General features: G+C 41.5%; 9 protein-coding genes and 1 pseudogene. 2 read left to right on the top strand and 8 right to left on the bottom strand.

All coding sequences use genetic code 11. The features are described 5' to 3' along the window. Positions 1–91 (bottom strand): annotated as a pseudogene (locus EWV84_RS22820) (IS607 family transposase); the annotation flags it as partial. A 233-nt stretch (positions 92–324) separates the two neighbouring features. Between EWV84_RS22820 and EWV84_RS07580 the strand changes: the two are divergent. After that, positions 325–2952 (top strand): chloride channel protein, encoded by a 2628-nt coding sequence (locus tag EWV84_RS07580; protein ID WP_287077518.1) that lies wholly within the window; start codon positions 325–327, stop codon positions 2950–2952. A gap of 8 nt (positions 2953–2960) precedes the next feature. Here the strand turns inward: EWV84_RS07580 and EWV84_RS07575 are convergent, their stop codons facing one another. Then, positions 2961–3341, bottom strand: a complete 381-nt coding sequence (locus tag EWV84_RS07575; RefSeq protein ID WP_287077517.1) for a DUF1830 domain-containing protein — start codon at positions 3339–3341, stop codon at positions 2961–2963. Between the two features lie 525 nt (positions 3342–3866). Beyond that, a complete protein-coding gene (gene hemL, locus EWV84_RS07570) occupies positions 3867–5168 on the bottom strand; it encodes a glutamate-1-semialdehyde 2,1-aminomutase (protein WP_286826703.1) in 1302 nt (433 codons plus the stop codon). A gap of 404 nt (positions 5169–5572) precedes the next feature. Between hemL and dnaN the strand changes: the two genes are divergently transcribed. Further along, entirely contained in the window at positions 5573–6721 is a 1149-nt protein-coding gene (gene dnaN / locus EWV84_RS07565) for a DNA polymerase III subunit beta (protein WP_287077516.1), read from the top strand. A gap of 486 nt (positions 6722–7207) precedes the next feature. Here the strand turns inward: dnaN and EWV84_RS07560 are convergent, their stop codons facing one another. The 5 genes from EWV84_RS07560 to EWV84_RS07540 form a co-directional block, all read right to left on the bottom strand. Further along, positions 7208–8143: a class I SAM-dependent methyltransferase gene (locus EWV84_RS07560; protein ID WP_286824310.1), complete on the bottom strand. Its 936-nt coding sequence runs from the start codon at positions 8141–8143 to the stop codon at positions 7208–7210. Positions 8144–8219: 76 nt separating this feature from the next. Next, positions 8220–9233 (bottom strand): hydroxyacid dehydrogenase, encoded by a 1014-nt coding sequence (locus EWV84_RS07555; protein WP_287077515.1) that lies wholly within the window; start codon positions 9231–9233, stop codon positions 8220–8222. Between the two features lie 38 nt (positions 9234–9271). Then, positions 9272–11029 (bottom strand): ABC transporter ATP-binding protein/permease, encoded by a 1758-nt coding sequence (locus EWV84_RS07550; RefSeq protein ID WP_287077514.1) that lies wholly within the window; start codon positions 11027–11029, stop codon positions 9272–9274. Positions 11030–11111: 82 nt separating this feature from the next. Next, a complete protein-coding gene (locus EWV84_RS07545; protein ID WP_287077513.1) occupies positions 11112–19007 on the bottom strand; it encodes a type I polyketide synthase in 7896 nt (2631 codons plus the stop codon). A 131-nt stretch (positions 19008–19138) separates the two neighbouring features. Next, positions 19139–19894, bottom strand: a complete 756-nt coding sequence (locus EWV84_RS07540) for an aspartate/glutamate racemase family protein (RefSeq protein ID WP_286824305.1) — start codon at positions 19892–19894, stop codon at positions 19139–19141. Between the last annotated feature and the right edge of the window lie 21 nt (positions 19895–19915).

The raw sequence follows: 19915 nt of genomic DNA, 5'->3' as shown, positions 1-19915 counted from the left end.
ATTGATAGCCTGTTAAATTCCCTTGTTTCCACCACCTCCAAGCCGTTCGATAACTTATTCCTGTTTTTTTTGCATAGTCTGATAGTTTCATGTCTATATATTACCATGCCTGACTATATTTGTATTGAAACTTTACAATACCCTCCGCTCAAAGACAGGGACAACCTTTGATCCTAGCCCATCGATAGAAAAACTACTATTAGGGCCACTGGTAGCAACAAGGTGAACGGTGACAGAACTTAACGGCCTATGATTAAAGAAACGAGGAATCAGAACCCTAAATAAATCCTCGCTCCGCCATTGCCTTGATTCTCCCTGATAATTATGGGACTTTTTGCCCGTCACCAAAACCTCCGTCAGTGGTTTAAATCCCAACACTTCGGACGTAGCGCAACCGATAGTCGCTATGCTTTACTGGTAGCCTGTTTAATCGGAATTCTCTCCGCCCTTGCCGCTATTATCCTGAAATTGGGGATCGGTTGGTTAGGTGGTTGGCGGGTGCATCTAGTAGCCAATTCCTCTCCTTTCCTAGTTTTGCCCCTCGGCGGTTTTCTGCTCGGTTACAGCGCCGGTTGGATTGTCGAACACTTCTCCCCCGCAGCCGCCGGGGGTGGTATTCCCCAAGTAAAAGCGGCCTTAGCTAAATATCCTTTGCCCCTGTCTTGGCGGGTCGCCCTAGTAAAAATGATCGGGGCGATCCTGATCCTTGGCGGTGGTTTAACCCTTGGTCGTCGCGCCCCCACGGTACACATCGGGGCGGCCCTAGCGGCCCAGTTAAGCGTCTGGCTGCCCACCAGTCCCGATCACCGTCGTCAGATGATCGCAGCCGGGGCAGCTGCGGGGTTAGCGGCCGGTTTTACTACTCCCATCGCTGGCGTTCTCTTTGTGATCGAGGAATTAATGCGCGATGTTTCTAGTATGACCCTAGAAACGGCGATCGTGGCTTCCTTTACCGGGGCCGTGGTTTCGATGATGCTGCAGAATACCCCCTCAATGATCACTGAATATGCCAATATTAGCTTCTCTGCCCAAGAAATACCCATTTATTGCCTTTTGGGGGTTTTAGCGGGCTTATTGGGGGCTTTATTCAATCAAGGCATCCTTTTTTGTAGCCAGATGCAGCGGCGTTGGCGGTTATCTCTGGCTTGGCGCATCGGTCTGGTCAGCTGGTTATCGGGAACGGTAGTGGCTTTTTTACCCGACTTTTTTCGAGATAATACCGGTTTACGGGAATTTTTGCTGGCGGGGGAATTGAGTTGGCAGAATACCGCCCTCGCTTTCGTCGTCTATTTTTTCCTGACCATGATTGCCTACAGTTCCGGCGCCCCGGGAGGACTCCTCGCCCCCGCTTTGGTGTTGGGATCCTGTTTGGGGTTTCTGGTGGGGGGAATCGGGACGAAAATTATCGGTTTCGGCAGCGAAGCTAGTTATGCTTTAGCGGGCATGGGGGCCTTTTTTACGGGAGTAGTCAGGGTTCCGGTAACGGCGATCGTGATTGTCTTTGAACTGCATCGCAATTTTAATGTTGTGCTGCCCCTGATGTTGACCTGTGCCGTTTCTTATATCACTGCCGAAAGCATTCACCCCGGTTCCCTCTATCAGCATTTACTTTCCGCTAGTGGCATTATTCTCAACGAAGAAACCCCTTCTAATGATGTGCTGGCCCATCTGTCGGCTATGGATGTGATGCAATCGCAGGTGGAAATTCTGCCGGCGGATTTACCCCTGGGGGAAGTGGTGAAAATTATGTCCCGTTCCCATCATCGCGGTTTTCCCGTGGTGGAACAGGGGCGACTATTGGGGATTTTTACCCAAAGTGATCTGGATAAATGGCGATCGAAAAACAGTCAAACGGTCCTACGGGAGATGATGACTCCCAATCCCATTACTGTGGCTCCCCAGGCAGCGTTAAGCGATGTTTTATTTCTGTTAAATCGCTATCAGCTTTCCCGTTTACCCGTTACCGATGGTCAAAAACTGGTGGGGATCATTACCCGCACCGATATTATTCGGGTGGAAGCCGATCAATTGGGGGGAGTTTGTCAACTGCCCCAACGCAGTACCCCTTCCTATGTGGTTTATCAAACCCGTTCCCCGGCCGTGGGAATAGGCCGGATTTTGTTACCTATTGCCAATCCCGACACCGCTACCGCTTTGTTTAAAATTGCTGCTGCGATCGCCCGTGAACGCAATTATGAAATAGATTGTCTCTATGTGATTACTGTGCCTCGTCTTAGTTCTCCGGCGGAAGTCAGGGTAGATACGCGGGAAGGACGCAAATTACTTCATCGTCTCGAAAGATTAGCCCGACAGCAGAATATATCTGTTCATACACAAATTTCCGTGGCTCAGGATATCGCCGACGGGATTTTGGCCACGATTCGCGAACGACACAGCAATTTATTAATTATGGGTTGGACTGGGGAAAAATCGACCACTGGGGAGATTTTCGGGTTTTTAGTCGATACTTTGATTGCTGAAGCCCCCTGTGAAACCATCTTGGTAAAATTGGGGACAAAGGATTGTTTTCCCAACGATCTTAATCGGGAAAGGATGTGGCTGATTCCCACCGCCGGCGGTCCCAATGCCCAACGCGCTTTAGCATTATTGCCTAGTTTGCTGTCTTTGTCCGAGTCTTCGGATCATCCCAAACTTTGGTTATGTAAAATCTATTCCCCGACGGAGTTACTGCCAGCTCTGTCCACTTTGGAAGTTTTACAAGCATCTTTACAGAAAGCGATCGCACAGCCGATTGTACCTTTACCGATTTGTTCGGCCTCTCCGGCCGAGGCGGTGATTCATCTGGTAGAATCGGAGGATTGTTCTTTGGTGCTTTTGGGTGCGTCCAGGGAAAGCTTGCTCAATCAGTTCTTAAATGGCAATATCCCCTCGACGATTGCCCGTGCGGTTAATTGCACTGTGATTCTCGTGCGAGGGGAATTATCAGATTAGGTTATTAGCTAGGCGGAAGCTAAAGTTAAGCCGAAGGGTACGGTATTGTCAATTTTCGCCCCTTGACTTTCCTCTAGGGAATGGGGATAGAATATTTCCCTGTCTAGTTGACCATCGGAGTCATCCTCATCCCCATCGCTGATATAAAGGCGTTCACAGGGGATGTTATCGGAAAGGATGGCGCTGGCTATCATCCCCGTATGAATCTCTAAGAAAGCATCCGCTAGGGTCTCAAATACTAAACGCTGCCCGGGAAAAACCACCCTTTCAAAATACCAGTTAGCAATATTGGTGATGCGAACAATTTGAATATGACTGGTCGCATTGACATAGCAACAAAGAATACTATTTTTCTTGCCGTTGGGGAGGGGATCGAGAATCTGTGCCATAGCAATTGGGGTGATCTTAAAGTGGGTTTCTCATCGCTCCTTCACCCTAACATCCTTTGATCCCCGATAGTTGTAAAGATGATTACATTACTCTGATAAAAATCTACCAATCGCTTTTTCTGGTGATAGAAGGCGGTTTTTATTAAAAAATCATTAAATTTAACTAATGCCTAGTTTTGGCTATTTGTCAAGGGGGGAACTACGTTTTTTTGCTGTTTTTCTTGATTTTTTGCCCAGCTATTTATCGCTCAATTTTGTTGACGGTTTCAGGATTATAGAAACCGAGGTAATTTTTGTCAAGTTAGATACCTCTTGCTCTTGATATCCTCGATCTGGTTGACTAAAAAGGGGCGGCCTGTGCTGGGACTGATAAGTTTTACAGTGCTGGGGATAATAATCCCTCGATTGTTCGGGGTTTCTAGGCAAATTTCCCCTGAGAATCCCCGTCTTTTGCAAGCGGGGAGATGTCAACTCATCAATAATTGGGACTCTATCAATCAATTTTCCCAGCCGAAGCAGCATTAACTATAAACTTGCTAAAACCTCTTTAGCGGCGGCCAAAGTCCGTTCGATATCGGCCTCTGTGTGAGCTAAGGAAGTAAAACCAGCTTCAAACTGGGAAGGAGCTAGATAAACGCCTCTTTCCAACATTCCCCGATGAAAACGACCGAATTTAGCCACATCGGCCTTTTTGGCCCCTTCATAGTTATGCACGGGGTTGCCAGTGAAAAACATCCCGAACATGGCACTGATATGACCTCCAGAAACGCTATGACCAGCATCTCTGGCCACTTTCAGTAGCCCTTCAGTTAAGGATTTGGTCACTTTATCGAGATATTCGTAGGTGCCGGGGTGCTGAAGTAACTCTAGGGTTTTAATTCCCGCCGTCATAGCCAAGGGGTTGCCGGATAAGGTTCCCGCTTGGTACATCGGGCCGGCCGGAGCGACCATAGCCATAATATCGGCGCGACCGCCGTAGGCCCCCACCGGCAGCCCACCGCCGATAACTTTGCCGAGGGTGGTTAAATCGGGGGTGATGCCGAATTTTTCCTGAGCGCCACCGTAGGCGATGCGGAATCCGGTCATTACCTCATCAAACATTAATAAGGCCCCGTATTCCTTGGTTAATTCCCGCAATCCTTCTAAAAAGCCAGCATCCGGCACGATAAAGCCGGCATTACCCACCACTGGCTCTAAAATCACCCCGGCAATCGAGTCGGGATTCTCGACAAAGAGGGCTTTTACCGCTTCCAGGTCATTGTAGGGGGCGGTTAAAGTGTTGTTAGTGGTGGTTTTGGGAACCCCCGGCGAGTCGGGTAGGCCCAGGGTCGCTACACCAGAGCCGGCTTTCACGAGGAACATATCGGCGTGACCGTGGTAACAGCCCTCGAATTTGATGATTTTATCCCGGCCGGTAAAAGCCCGCATTAAGCGCAGGACGGACATACAGGCTTCGGTGCCGGAATTGACAAAACGCACCATTTCGATGCTGGGAACGGCATCAATCACCATTTCAGCAAGAATATTTTCCTCGACACAGGGAGCGCCGAAACTGGTTCCTTTGTCTAGGGCCTGGTGCAGGGCGGCAATCACTTCGGGATGGGCATGACCACAGATAGCCGGCCCCCAAGTTCCCACATAGTCGATATATTCGTTACCGTCCACGTCGCGAATATAGGCCCCTTTGACGCTTTCAAAAACGATGGGTTGACCACCGACGGATTTAAAGGCCCGCACGGGGGAACTTACACCCCCCGGCATTAATTTTTGAGCGGCTGTAAAGATTTCTTTCGATTTTGTTGTTTGATACGAAGATGTGCTAACCAATCCTGTCTCCTTGTCTATTTGAGTCTATTGGTTCTGGGGGAGGCCCAGAGCTTTGTTTTGTTAACTTCCTGCTGCTTGTTCCATTTTAAAGATCACCGGCCTACATTTAACGCAATTTTTTCGCTAAGAAAGGCGCTGGTCGGCTAAAGTCTCGCTATTCTTGACTTGTAGCTTGATGGTTAACAGCTGATGTAATTGGCTGAGAAAGGGCAAAAATTTCACTGTTGACAATTTTTCCACAATCTTTTCAGAATTGCGGTAAAAACCTAGCAATGGCCGAAGTTATTGCTATTGATAGATTTTAGCCCGGAAAGAGCGATCGAAAAAAGCTCTGGTTTTCCACAGATTTTCCACAGGGGAATTCTTGCTATTATTTTTTAGCGTACAAAAAAACTATTCCTGCTATGAAATTTACCAGTAGTCAAAGCGAACTCAACAGCAATTTATCCCTAGTTAGTCGGGCCGTTGCCAGTCGTCCTACCCATCCGGTGTTGGGAAATGTTCTCTTTTGTGCCGATGAGGAAAAGGGCGAAATTAGCCTGACTGCCTTTGATTTGAGTTTAGGGATTCGCACCAGTTTTCGGGCCGAGGTGGTGGAAGGGGGCAAAATTACCCTGCCGGCAAAATTGCTTAACGATATTGTCTCTCGTTTGGGAGAAGGGGAAATCACTATCTCTGTGGAAGAAAACGAGAATGATGAGGAGCATAGTCTCGCTTTTCTAAAAACTGCCTCGGCACAGTTCCAAATTCGCGGTATGAAAGCCGATGAGTTCCCAGAATTGCCCACGGTGGCCGATGGGGAAATTGTTAATTTACCTATAGTTGCCTTGACAGAGGGACTAAAAGGTGCATTGTTTGCCGCTAGTGGCGATGAAACTAAACAGGTGTTGACGGGGGTGCATTTAACTAAAACCGTCGATTGTCTAGAATTTGCCGCTACAGACGGTCATCGTTTAGCGGTGGTACAAACTCCCCTAGAGGAGGTGGAAAGTGCCTCTGGTGGCTTTAATGTCACCATTCCGGCCCGGGCCCTGCGAGAATTGGAAAGAATGATGGCAACAAAACAAAATATCGAGACTATTACTCTGCATGTGGATGATTCTCAAGTCATCTTTGAAATGGGGGAACAGAGGTTAACCAGTCGTAAGTTAGAAGGGGCCTATCCCACTTATAATCAGTTAATTCCTAAATCCTTCGAGCGTTCTTTGGTTTTAGACCGCAAACAATTAATCCGTTGTTTGGAATTAGTGGCGGTTTTATCGGACCAAAAGAATAACTTAGTCAAGTTTAGCCTCGATAGCGAAAATGACCGTTTATCCCTAGCGGTGGAATCTCCTGATTTAGGTAGCGCTAAAGAGTCCATGGCGGCGACAATTCAGGGAGAAAGTGGCGATATTGCCTTTAATGTTAAATATTTGATGGACGGTTTGAAGGCTTTACCCAATAATGATATCCAAATGCAGTTAAATGCTAGTACCCAACCGGTTATTTTTACCCCCTTGGGAGGTTTAAAGATGACCTATTTGGTGATGCCGGTACAAATTCGTCAGTAGTTCTGACTTAATCGAAACCGTGGGATGTGTTTTTAACCTATCCCATTTTTGATCCTGTTAACTCAATCCTATTTTTTCGCCAAAGGATTGGGTTTATTTTCTCTATTTTGGCGATATACTGTTGATAATTGAACAACTTCACGGATTGAATTGATATGTTATTATCTAATCCTGAAACAATTCAGAATATTCTTTGGCAAGGACAACTAAAATTGAGAAATCGAAATAGGGACTCAAAACCCTTGTACTTTTATAGATTCCCTCTGGGGACTTATTCAGCAAACCCTATCTAGTTTGTGCCGTCCATCTGGGGGGGGTGACTAGCGATTTCTAGCTTAACCGGCGTTCGGGATAACGCTATAGAAGGGAGTGTTAGAAAACCTTTGCCAATTCTAGATTCTCAACCCCTTGGTTAGCAGGAGAGCGCTAATAATAAGTCCTCCCTACCGATGGACTGGGTTTTACATCAATCTGCTTAACCCGAACTCAGTTTAATTTAGGCTTTTCTGCCGAAAACAAAAGATAATCATCAAACGCCATAAACCAACCCCGATTTCTTGACCAAGCTTCAAGTCCAGGGTTATCTTTCTGGAGATCGATAACTAAATCATGCTTACTAATCCCTTGGCTAATCTGGGCAAAATAATGAACCATTGCCGGCCAAACATATTCACTAATAGATAAAGCTTGGATATTAACAAATCCATGCTTTTTGAGTTTTTCTACATAAGTATGTCGGTCGTATTGATTAGCAAAGGGAATACACATTTTCTTACTATTAACCCGCAGCCAGAAGTTAATTTCTCGACCCACTCTAGGCAAACAATCCGCTATAGCCAACCTTCCACCGGGCTGCAAAACTCGAAAAGCTTCCGCAAAAAAATCCTCACGAGTGTCAAAATGAAAAGCACATTCTAAAGCGGTCAACTTATCAAAAGAATTCTCAGGAAAAGGGATTTGAGTAGCCGAGCCGACTTGAAGTTTTATCCTGTCCGATAACCCTGCTTTAGCTACTCTTTCTTGAGCAATTTCTACTTGTAACTCGGTTGTATTTAGACCGATAATTGAGCCAACATTGTTTTCTCTTACCCAGAGTAAATCCTGTTCAGCAAAACCGAAACCGACATCCAAAAGGTGATCTCCGGCTTTAAGTTCGGCTACTTCGGCTAATTTACGCGCTAAAGCGGCACAAGCTCCGTTATAAGTTGTTTCTTCTTTCCAATAACCAAAATTAAGCCATTGGGGAAAATTAGGATCCTGAAGATGAGGATCGCGTTTCGCTATATTAGTATAAAGTTCAGAAACTTGAAACTGATCTTGCAAAAACGCCATTTCTCGAGCTGGATTAAGGACAAATTGTTTGATGATTGCCCAGCGATTACGCCATTCATCTTTGAGGGGAATTTTGCCGATGTTTTCCAAATTATTATCCTCCTAAGGATTTTTCAGAAATATTGCCATTTTTAATTAACCGAATCCCTGAGATTCTCTAGATGCTTTAAAAAAGATTCCACACCTCTGGATTAATCATATAAGGGGGCTTCTCTCCCTGAAGCACTTGTAATATTTGATTCGCCGCCGAAACAGCAGCCGCTAGACTCGCTTCAGGGGTTACTCCGGCTAAATGAGGTGAGAGAATGACATTCTCAAAATTATATAAAGGATTATCTAAAGCCGGCGGTTCTGGTTCAAAGACATCTAGGGCGCATCCAGCTATCAATTTTTGATTAAGGGCGATCCCTAAATCCTTTTCACAAACGACTTTTCCCCGGGAGGTATTAATTAAAAAAGCTGTTGGTTTCATCTTTTTAAAAACTGAGATATTAAACATTTCCCGTGTTTCACTTGTTAGTTCAGGATGCAAAGAAACAAAGTCCGATTCAGCCAGAAGAACATCTAAATCTTTGACCCAAGTTGCTCCTACTGTCTCCGCTTTGCTGGCTGGAACATAGGGATCATAAGCTAATACTCTCATCCCCAGTGCTAGGTTACATTTGTGAGCCACCAGAGTACCAATTCTTCCTAAACCCACAATACCAAGGGTCTTGTTTTCGAGTTGAATCGGTTGGATCTGATTGCGAATTAAATAGTTACCCTTTTTCACACAATGATCTAAAAAAGGGAGCTTTTTGGCAAGGGCTAAAATCATAGATAAGGTGTGTTCTGCTACAGATGTAGTTGACATTCCGGGATTATTAACAACGATAACACCCTGTTCTGTTGCTGCCATAATATCAATAGAATCTGTGCCAAATCCAGAGGTACTAATTACTTTTAAGTGTTTTGCTAATCGGATTGATGAAGCCTCTAACTTATTAGGATAACGCACAAATACGCCAGATACTTCTTGAATGGCCTCATTAATTTTATCCAGTGTAGGGTTGGACAAAATCTCTATATTAGTAGATTCTTCAAGAAGTTTTTCCCCCGCTTCATCATACATTTTTCCGATTAAAAGAACCCTGGGTTTTTGAATATCCATAGTCAGAGTTTTTGGTGAAGTAGTAGTCATCGTAATTTTTCCTAAATTGAGTTTTAGCAATGAAACAGTTACAGAGATTTTGAGGATCGATAATCATCTATGGAAACAAGTCGCCAACTAGAATCCTCTAAAAGTTCTAACACCCATTGATGATACTTAAATAAACTTTCTCTATGTCCTACGCTAATAAAAGTTGTCTGTGCTTTTTGTAACTGCTGATATAAGGTTTGTTCGTTGTTCAAATCTAAAGCACTTGTGGCTTCATCTAAGATTACATAGCGGGGATGGGTTACTAACAATCGGGCAAAAGCAAGGCGTTGTTGTTCTCCTAAAGATAATATATTTTCCCAAGGGACTTCCGCATCAAAGCCATGAACTTTTGTGGCTATATTTTGAAGATTAACTTGTTGTAAAACGGATTCAAGTTCTCCATCGGTCATTTCACGGGTTGTTTTAGGATAAAGCAACTGTTCTCTGAGAGTTCCTAAAATAATATAAGGACGTTGAGGTAAAAAGAGAAATTGTTCTAAGGGAGGTCGTTTTAAACAACCAGTTCCTGCATTCCATAAGCCCGCAATAGCTCTTAATAGAGAACTTTTACCTCGTCCACTTGGTCCGACAATTAATAAACCCTCGCCTGGTTCGATAGATAGGGATAAATGTTGAACAATTACCTTTTCATAATCTGGTGTTTGTAAAGTAACATCCTCAAACTCGATCTGATTTTTTTCAAGGGTTTTAATGGTACTAGCATCCTTGGGTTGTTGTCCCATTTCTTCTAAGACCGAAGAAAATTCAGATAGACGCTCAACATAACTGGAAAATCTGCCCAAAGAACCAAATTCAAGGATTAACTCAGAAAAACCATTAGCAAACATACTGCAAGCAATAATAGCCTGATTAACTTGTCCGAAATCAATTTCCCCGCGAATATAGGCTGGAGCGAAGACGACAAAGGGAAATATTTGAATAACTGAGCGATAACTTCGACTAAAAATGTCTTGATTTTTCTCCCAATCAATCTTACTGAGAGAATTTCTGACGAGATTATTAAATCGACGTTGAATTATTTTAAACTCTTGATTTTCGCCTTGAAAAAAGGCAATGGATTCAGCATGATTCCGAACATGAGTTAAAGTGTAGGTGTAATTAGCTTTGGATTCCAGTTCTTCTTGACTAATCTTATCTAATTCTCGACTTAAAGAAACAGCAATTAGGTTGCCGATAATTGTATAAGCCACTAGAATCAAGGCGGCTAGTCGGGAAATTGAGAAAAGAATTACTAAAAAAGTCGTCATTTCTAAGACTTTTTCTAATAAAATAGCCCCAAAATTAACAGCATTTCTAGCAATGGGTTCTATTTCTTGAGAGATCCTTTGATCTGGATTATCCACATCGGATCTAAAATTAATTTTATAATAAGCGCGATGGCTCAAATATTGGGTAACAACCTGCTGATTTAGCCATTCATACCAATCCAGAATAATTCTTTTTTTAACAAATTTAGAAAATGCAGTAAACAGGGTAATTAAAAGTAATCCTAAGCCATAAAGTAATAAACTTGTCATAAACTTAGAGGCATTTTTATCTTGAATAATGACATCAACCAAATAGCGATTAACGAAGCTATTAACTGCATTAGAGGCCACCAGTCCAACAATTACTAAAACAAGGAGAAACAGCATTCCCCATGAACTTATTACCTCTGAAAATGTCCTTCCTTTAGGATCGGTTGGATACCAGTAAGGAGCGGCAATCAATTTCAAATTATCAAAAAATTGATGAGAACTTTTGGCGGTTTCTTGTTGAAAAAATGGAGTTTGCATAGTTTTAATATAGGGTAACTTTTAGGAAATGCCTTGAATTTTTTTTAACTTCAAGCTTTCTAACTTCAAGGCTTAGGATTATTTAATCTCCTAAAAAAGCCTCCAAATCAGTAAGTTCTTGTAAGATTAAATCCTCACTAATCTCCTGCTGAACTTCAGTGAAGTTAATCATCTTCTGGGCTGTTTTTTGAACTTTTTCACCGAAAATACGGTCAAACAGATAATCAACTAAGCGTCTAATATTAGGAAAGTCAAAGACTAAAGAAGTGGGTAAGAGAACTTCTAATCCTTTCTCTAAACGATTTTTCAATTCAATAGAGGATAAGGAATCAATCCCCATTTCTATCAATCCTTGTTCTGAATCTGGCATAGATTTAATCCCTAAAATAATTCTGACTTGTTTGCTAACATATTCTAACAAATATTCCCGACGTTCTCCTAAAGGAATATCCTCTAAAAGATCCAGTACAGAGTCTGATTCTTGAACAGACTTAATGGGAATTTCTGAGAGTCCTAAATTTTTTAGGAGTGGTTTCTCGCCTTTAAATTGATAGATATTTTTGAAACGAACCCAATCCACATCAGCGATTAAAACTTGTGTTTGATTAGAAGCCATAATAGCATCCATCACCCTCAAGGCCATATCTGGAGCAATTTCCCTGATACCAATCTGTTTGAGCCAGTCCTCATAGTCTTGAGAAACTATACCATTACCCGCCAATAACGCCCAATTTAAAGCCGTTGCGGGAAGCCCTTGAAGATGACGGAAATGAGCCAAAGCATCCAGCCAATGACTAACAGTATCATATAAGCCTTGTTCCTTTGCCCCCCAAATAGCACCCGCCGAAGAAAACAGCACAAAATAGTCTAATTGAGTACCCAAAGATAGTTGATGTAAATTCCAAGAACCCTTAACTTTTGCCTGAAAAACTGCTTCGAGATCCTGCAAAGTACAGTCTTTTAATTGAGCTTGTCGGCCTGAGATTCCGGCAAGATGGAAAATGCCACGCAAGGGATAAGCGGTTTTTTCAATCTGGGTAAATATGGACTGCATAGCCTCAAAATTGCCAACGTCTGCCGAAATCACTTCGATTGATGCTCCTTTTTCCTCTAATTTTCTGATTTTTTCTGATATTTGAGCTAATTCGGCTGCTGAATCCCACAGGAAGCGGGCTGGTAATGAGCGGCGTGTCGTTAAAATGAGATGTTTTGCTCCTAAATTGACTAAATGTTCCGCCAATTCTAAGCCTAGATGTCCTATTCCTCCCGTAATTAGGTAGGTAGCCTCAGGTTGAATCTTAACGGTTTTTGTCTCTAGAGACTTCAGAGGAAGCAGACGAGCAACATAGCCTTGACCTTTGCGGAAGACCAAATGATCCTCATCGTGAGCATGAGTTAATCCTAATAGTAATGCGGTAATATTTTGATTAATATCAAGGTCGGGATCAAGATCCAGCATACCTCCCCATAATTGCGGATTTTCTAGGGCAATAACACGCCCCATTGCCCAAAGAGGAGACTGAAACCCTAAAGAAGGCTGTTCTAATTCAAAGGGTTGGGCCCCCTGAGTGACAAGGAATAATTGAGGGGGATTAGGGATTGTTTGAATAGCTTTGAGAAGATTTAAAAGATAGTTACAGCGATTTAATAAAATGGATTCTGGTTGATCTTTGGCATCACTATTCAAAAGATAAATAATTCGATCTGGAGATGGATTTGACGCAAACCATTCCTCTAATTGTTGTAGTTGATTAGCATTCAAACAAGACTCAGAAGATGATATTTGTGTATTTTTCTCCCCTTGATAAATTATCCGACAGGAATCACACTTTTTAAGTAGTTGCTCTTGAATCGCTAAGGGAAAAGTATTTTGTTGGGGGTCAACATCAGTAAAAATTAGCCAGTTTTTAGCGAGGTTAGGGGAGATTTCGGAACTTTGAGCCAGAATAATACTTTGCTGAAATAAAACACTACCTATTTTTTGATCAGGAGAAACAAATTCTACCTGAGAAAACCCCGATTTAAGCAGAATAGATTCCCAAGTCGATGCTGTAATTATAGGATGATTTGGGCGCAAATGATAATCGCTAAAACGCCACCAACCTTGGGTCAGACCAAAGATTAAATCAATCCAGGAAGATTGCTGAGTTAATTCTAACAGTAATAAATGACCGCCTGGACGTAGTAAACTTTGAATATGAGGCAAGGTTTCCTCTTGTAAATTGGCGGTAGAGTGTAAGACATTAGCTGCGATAATCAAGTCATAAGAATGACAGCAAAACCCTTGGGATCTCGGACTTTTTTCAATATCGAGGACTTTGTATTCTAGTCCAGAAAATTCAGCCAAATTATCTCTAGCTTTCTCTAGAAAGAAGGGGGAAACATCAGTGAATGTGTAGGTAATTTGACGAGACTTACAAGCTTTAAGAACCTGTTGGGTTGTAGCTCCAGTTCCCGCGCCAATTTCGAGAATGCGGAGGGAAGCTGAGGGAGCATAACTTGAGAGTAGAAGTTCAACGGTTTTAGAGATACCCAGATTGAGAATTTTTGCCGAAGATGTATTTTTATAAAACTCGCTGGCTCCTCCTTGTCCATCTTGAGAAAATAGGATAGATAAAGGGGATATTTTTCCCGTAATAATGGCTGCTAAATTTGTGGCAACTTGTCGAAATAGATTGAGTTCTATTTGAGCATTAGGATAATGATTGATTAAATCCTCTACCGCTAAATCAGGATTAGAGTGTTCGGGTTCTTTAACAATTTTCCATAGGGTATTTTGCTTTTCTAAAATGCCGACTTTCGCTAATATTTCTAGAACATGATTCCAGAAAGCTCTATATTCTTGTTTGAGTTCAGCTTGAATAAAACTTTGATCGGGATCAAGAAAGGTATTCATTTGAAAGAGTTCTAAATCTTTCAGAGCTTTAACTACAAAGTCAGCTGCCAGTTTTTCCATTTCGGAAAAAGCGAGAGAAACTCCCATCAATTCTGAGGAGTGTAATTGGGGTTCTAAGTAAACCTCCAAATCCGTTTTAAGGGGGGTCAAATTTTGTAGCTTACCGTTGGCTAAATCCCAGGGAAGCCAAGCTACTTGATAAAGTAATTTGGCAAAATTAAAGTCCTCTTTTTCTTGATAATAGAGTTTAATCAACTGTTGAACAATGGCGGATATTGTTGGTTTTTCATCTTCAGAATAATGACCTGTTTCTAAGAGGGTTTGCATTAAAGTAGTTTTGTCCTTTTCAGATAACATTTTGACCAGATTAGATTCCCGTGGAACAGTTGCAGATGGGGTTTTTAAAGAAATCCAGTGTTGACGTTTTTGAAAGGGATAAGTAGGTAAAGCACATCGTCTAGGATGATAGTCTTGATCAAAACTAAACCAGTCTATCTTTGCACCGCGAACATAAAGTTTGCCCAGACTTTCTAATAAAACTTGCCAATCAGAAAATCCTGAGCGTAAACTGGGTAGAGTTAGAGGTTCAGATGAAGATAGGGATGATTGAACAATTCCTGAGAGAATAGGTTGAGGTCCAATTTCAATAAAGGTATCACATCCGAGAGATTGTAGGAATAAAGCCCCTTGATGAAATTGTACCGTATTTAGTAAATGTTGAAGCCAATACTCAGGAGTCATAATGCTGTCATCAGCAATTTCTCCTGTTAGGTTAGAGACCAGAGAAATTTGAGGTTGACTGAAAGAAGTCTCTTGAAGAATCGTTTTAAATTCTGCAACCATTGGCTCTACTAAAGGGGAGTGAAAAGCATGGGAAACTTTGAGTTGACGAACTTTCACCCCGGCATTAGTGAAATGGTTACAGAGTTCTTGAATTACGCTTTTTTCTCCAGAAATAACGGTATGTTGTTCCGCATTAATGGCAGCAATAGCGATTTTTATGCCTTGGCTTTGGCACTGCTCAATAACTGAGTTCTTATCGAGAAAAATAGCGGCCATTTCCCCTTGATTTTGGGGTAACTGCCCCATCAAATTGCCTCGATGGGTGACCAGCTTTAAGCCACTTTCAAGATCAAAAACGCCAGCAAAACAAGCAGCAGAATATTCTCCTAAACTATGCCCTAAAATGGCGGCCGGTTGAATTCCCCAAGAATGCCATAATTGAGCGAGAGCAACTTCAATCAGAAATAGTGCCGGTTGGGTATAAGCGGTTTGGTTTAAGGGGTCATCTGTATCAGCAAATACGACGTTTAGCAGGGATTTACCCGTTAGTTTTTGATAGTAGTTTTCCCCTGCGTCTAAAGTTTTTCTAAAGGTGGGTTGAGTCTGATAGAGTTGATGAGCCATCCCTGCATATTGAGAACCTTGTCCTGTAAATAAAAAGGCAATTTTAGGCGGTCTTTTTTCATCAACTATACCATGAATAGTTGACTGATAATCTAGTTGCTTGAACTGACGTAATTGTTCAATAAAATCACTGTTTTTATAGCCAGTTAAGGCTAAACGATTCGAGAAATGAACTCGGCCTGTATTGGCCGTAAATACTACATCAGACATATCCTTTTCAGGTTGACTTTCTAAAAAGTCTATGTAGCGACTTACTAAATCTGTTAAAGCCGGTTCGGTTCGAGCGGAAAGGGTGAGCAAATGATAGGGACGTTTGCTCTGATTGTCTTGAGGAATAATGGGAGGAGCTTCTTCTAGAATAACATGAGCATTAACCCCGCCAATACCTAAAGAGTTTACCCCTGCCCGTCGGGGTAATTTTTCGTCCTTGTCTTGCTTAGTAGTCCAAGAAATAGCTTCATTATTAATATAAAAAGGAGTCTGAGAAAAATTAATTTGAGGGTTAGGATTTTGGAAATGTAATGTAGGTGGAATAACTCTATATTTGAGGGCTAAAGTCGCTTTAATTAAACCAGCAATACCGGAAGCAATCTGCATATGTCCGATATTAGTTTTTACTGAACCTAAAGCACATTCTCCCTCATTTGCACCCTGATAAACTTTAGCTAAAGCATCAACTTCAATGGGATCTCCAAGGGGGGTTCCTGTGCCATGAGCTTCCACAAAACTAATTGTATTAGCATCAACACCGGCAAAGGCTAGGGCTTCCGTAGCGGCAGCAATTTGACCCTCTCCACCAGGCGCAGTAAATCCTAATTTTTGGCCACCATCATTATTAATAGCAGAGCCTTTAATAACTGCATAAATATGGTCATGATCGGCTAAAGCATCTGACAATCTTTTGAGCAGAATTACTCCTACTCCACTGCCAAAAATAGTCCCTTTTGCTTCAGCATCAAAGGCGCGACAATGACCATCAGGAGACATGATCAGTCCTTCTTGATATAAGTAACCAATTTTTTGAGGAGAATTAATTGAAGCAGCTCCAGCTAGAGCCATGTCACTTTCTCCACTAATTAGACTCTGACAAGCGAGATGAACTACAACTAATCCAGTAGAGCAAGCAGTTTGAACATTAACGCTTGGGCCCTGTAAGTTTAGTTTATAAGAAATTCGCGTTGTTAAATAGTCTTTGTCATTAGCTACCATTGTTTGAAACCCTCCCGTTGAATCTAGTGTGAAGGGTTGTAACTCGTCATTACTATCTAATTGACCCCGATTAGGATAACAATTATTTATCAAATAGGTGTTCATACTTGCGCCAGCAAATATACCAATTGCTCCTTGATAAGTACTAGGATTATAACCAGCGTTTTCTAAACATTCCCAACTACATTCAAGAAGTAAACGTTGCTGAGGGTCTAGTAATTCTGCCTCTCTATCTGTATAGCCAAAAAATTCGCTGTCAAAGTATTCAACTTGATCGAGAATTGGTCTAGCTCTAACATAATTAGGCTGATTAAAGAGTTCCGGAGACACTCCCGACTCTTGTAATTCTTCTTCCGAAAAGAAAGAGATAGTTTCGATTCCATTTTTTAAATTTTCCCAGAAGGTTGTTAAATTTTTAGCCCCTGGGAATTGCCCCGCCATACCAATAATTGCAATGTCATGGGTTTCATTATGGCGACGGGTCCGATTTTCGGCACGTTGACGGCTTTTTTGTGCTATAACTTGAGTGGTATTTGATTCTTCGCTTAAGAAACGGGCTAGGGTGGCAACGGTAGGATTTTTAAACATTTCAGCAAGGGATAGCTGACGGTTAAAAAGTTTTTCAAGTTCATTTTGAACTCGGATTAAGTGTATAGAATGTCCCCCTAGTTCAAAGAAGTTATCCTCTAAACCAACTGAGGTTAACTGTAAAACCTCACTCCAAACTGCTGCTATTTGACGTTCATTTTCTGATTGAGGTAAGGTTTGATTTTTCTGGCGCTCTTTTGCTAAATATTGATCTATTTCTTGGATAAGGCTGGTAAATAATCCCTGTTCAAAATCCTTTTTTAATTTAGATTTTTGAACCTTGCCAATAGAGGTTTTAGGAACTAAATTCCTTTCTAAGGGAATGACATAAGCTGGAGCAATCCCGAATTTTTGGGTCAAATGACTGCGAATTTTTCTAACAACTTTTATCCAGTGTTCAAATTGATCAGATTCTGGGCTAAAAGTAATAATTAATAAGTCAGTTTCTCGACTTTGATCAAAGACGGCAAAGGCGGCTGTATAAGATACATTAACCCCTTCTAATTCTTCGATTGTTGTTTCAAGTTCATGGGCAAAGTAATTAACACCATTAATTATAATTTCTTGTTTTTCTCGCCCAGTAATAAAGAGTTCCCCATTAAATAAATACCCCAAATCTCCCGTAGTAAACCACCCTTCTTGAAAAACTTCCAGGTTGAGTTCAGTATTATTGTAATATCCTTTAGTAACAGAATTACCTTGAATTTGAAGCTTTCCAATTTCTCTTTCAGGTAAAGGATTATTTTCCTGATCGACTATCCGGATAGTTGCTCCAGGAATCGGCTTTCCTAGAGAGACAAAACTATTTTCTTCGGTGAGTTCATTTTTACTTAAACCGGCTGACCAAGTAATCCCAGAACAGGATTCAGTCATGCCAAAAGCTGGTTTAATCGCTCTCTCCCGTAGTTGATGTTTTTCAAGAATTTCTAAGAATAGGCGAATCGTTTTTACTGAAACTTGCTCGCCAGCATTCACTAAAAATTTCATTGAGGAGAGGTTATAAGAGGCGTGCTTAAGTTCTTCGGCCTGTTGATTAATTAAGGAAAATGCAAAGTTAGGGGACCAAGAAATGCTTACTTGATGCTTTTGAATGAGGTCTAACCATTGGAGAGGTTGGCGTAGGACTAATTCCATCGGAACATGAATTTGATGACAAGCCAAATCTACCGCCATAATTCCTAAAAATACGATAGCTCCTACATGATCTAAGGGCATCCAATTAAGGGTAACTTCTTGTTGGGTAAAGTGGTTCATTGCCACTGTACCAGCAGTCATGGACAGAATATTATGATGAGTTAATATTACTCCCTTGGGCATACCCGTACTACCCGAAGTAAAGAGTAATAAGGCCGTATCTTGTGGATCAATAATCGGTAATTGATGGACTTTAGAGGGGGCTTTTCTGAGTTCATTAACCGAGATAACTTGCCACCCTTCTAGATGAGAGTAAGTTCCTAATTTTTCAATTTCAGTAATTAGTTCACTGTCGGATAATATCAAAGGATTGTCTAAAATTTTCCAAACATTCTCTAGTTTTTTGACGGCAGAATTTTCCAGATCATAGCTAGGAGCAACGGTCAAAGGAACTGGAATAATTCCCCCTAAAAAACAAGCCCAGAGTGCGGGAATAAAGTCTTGATTTTTGGCAATTTGTAGAATGACTTTATGCCCTAATTTTATTCCTTTTTTTTCCAGTCCATTTAAAATAACCAGAGCATCTTGATATAAGTCTTGATAACTCTGAAAATATTCAGTTGCGTCATTTTTAATATAAGTAATTCCATGATTATTATGTTTAGTGGCACTTTCTAAGACTTCTGACAGAGTCCGCCAATTATCTTCCAATTGTCCTCCAAAACTGATTGAATGCTTAGACATTTTTTTTACACCTCTTTATCAAAAATAGAACCAATCTCGAAAACCCTATGAATCAGTATATCGCTACGCGCAAGTTAAAAGTCAGAAGTGGCCAATTCAAGTTTGAATTGTACCTCCTAGGGGTGCGATGGTCAAGGGCTTTTTGGGTTTGAAGGTTGATGGCAGTCGGTCACTAGATCTACCTGAGCTTGTTTGATGATTAACTGAGAAAAGTTTTGAGCGATGGTACTTAAAGGATCGATCGCTTTAATGGAGTCAATTCCTTTGAGTTTGAGAGATTTTGTTAAGAGATGAAATTCGGTACACCCAGAAATATAGGAGCGAGTGTTATATTTCTCTAATAATGCTTCTATATCCCTAAGAATACTTAACGGATCGTGTCCTCTTTTTAGCACTTTATAGATCATTTCATGAATCAACTTTTGATCACTTTCTGAGAGAGAAATAATCAGATCTGCGGTGGTGCAGCCTTCATGAAATAATTTTTTCTGGTAAGTCCCTGTACTAGCAAGTAAAAGGGTAGGTTCATTATATTCTTGGAGTTCTTGATCCGCTATTTTAATTAAGGAAATAAGTTTATCCGTCAGATTTTCGGGAATCTGAGGTAGAGCATAATGAGCCGTACAACAGCCAATGACTATGCAATCAGCCAGTTTATTGAGATGTTCCAAATTGACTTGGATAAAATCAATAAATTCTCTTTCTTTTCCACTATCAATAGAACCTGTGCGATCAGGTGCAGAGGGAAGAGAAAAAACGATGACATTAGGGGCTTCTTGTTCCTTATCAATAAAAGGGTTATATTCATAAATCGACTTAAGAAATTCGGCGGTAACCACTGGCCCCATACCCCCTAAAATGCCAAGAATCGGTAGTTTTGTCTTCATTAAAATCTCCTGCTCGTATAA

Source organism: Microcystis sp. M_QC_C_20170808_M3Col, from assembly GCF_007095505.1.
Lineage (GTDB): Bacteria > Cyanobacteriota > Cyanobacteriia > Cyanobacteriales > Microcystaceae > Microcystis.
Note: the sequence above shows the minus strand (reverse complement) of the source record. Positions and strands in the feature narration are given on the sequence as shown.

Coding starts and splice junctions, on each gene's coding strand:
- dnaN (WP_287077516.1), top strand. CDS start 5,573: ATGAAATTTACCAGTAGTCAAAGCGAACTCAACAGCAATTTATCCCTA.
- EWV84_RS07575 (WP_287077517.1), bottom strand. CDS start 3,341: ATGGCACAGATTCTCGATCCCCTCCCCAACGGCAAGAAAAATAGTATT.
- EWV84_RS07555 (WP_287077515.1), bottom strand. CDS start 9,233: ATGACTACTACTTCACCAAAAACTCTGACTATGGATATTCAAAAACCC.
- EWV84_RS07550 (WP_287077514.1), bottom strand. CDS start 11,029: ATGCAAACTCCATTTTTTCAACAAGAAACCGCCAAAAGTTCTCATCAA.
- EWV84_RS07540 (WP_286824305.1), bottom strand. CDS start 19,894: ATGAAGACAAAACTACCGATTCTTGGCATTTTAGGGGGTATGGGGCCA.
- EWV84_RS07545 (WP_287077513.1), bottom strand. CDS start 19,007: ATGTCTAAGCATTCAATCAGTTTTGGAGGACAATTGGAAGATAATTGG.
- EWV84_RS07580 (WP_287077518.1), top strand. CDS start 325: ATGGGACTTTTTGCCCGTCACCAAAACCTCCGTCAGTGGTTTAAATCC.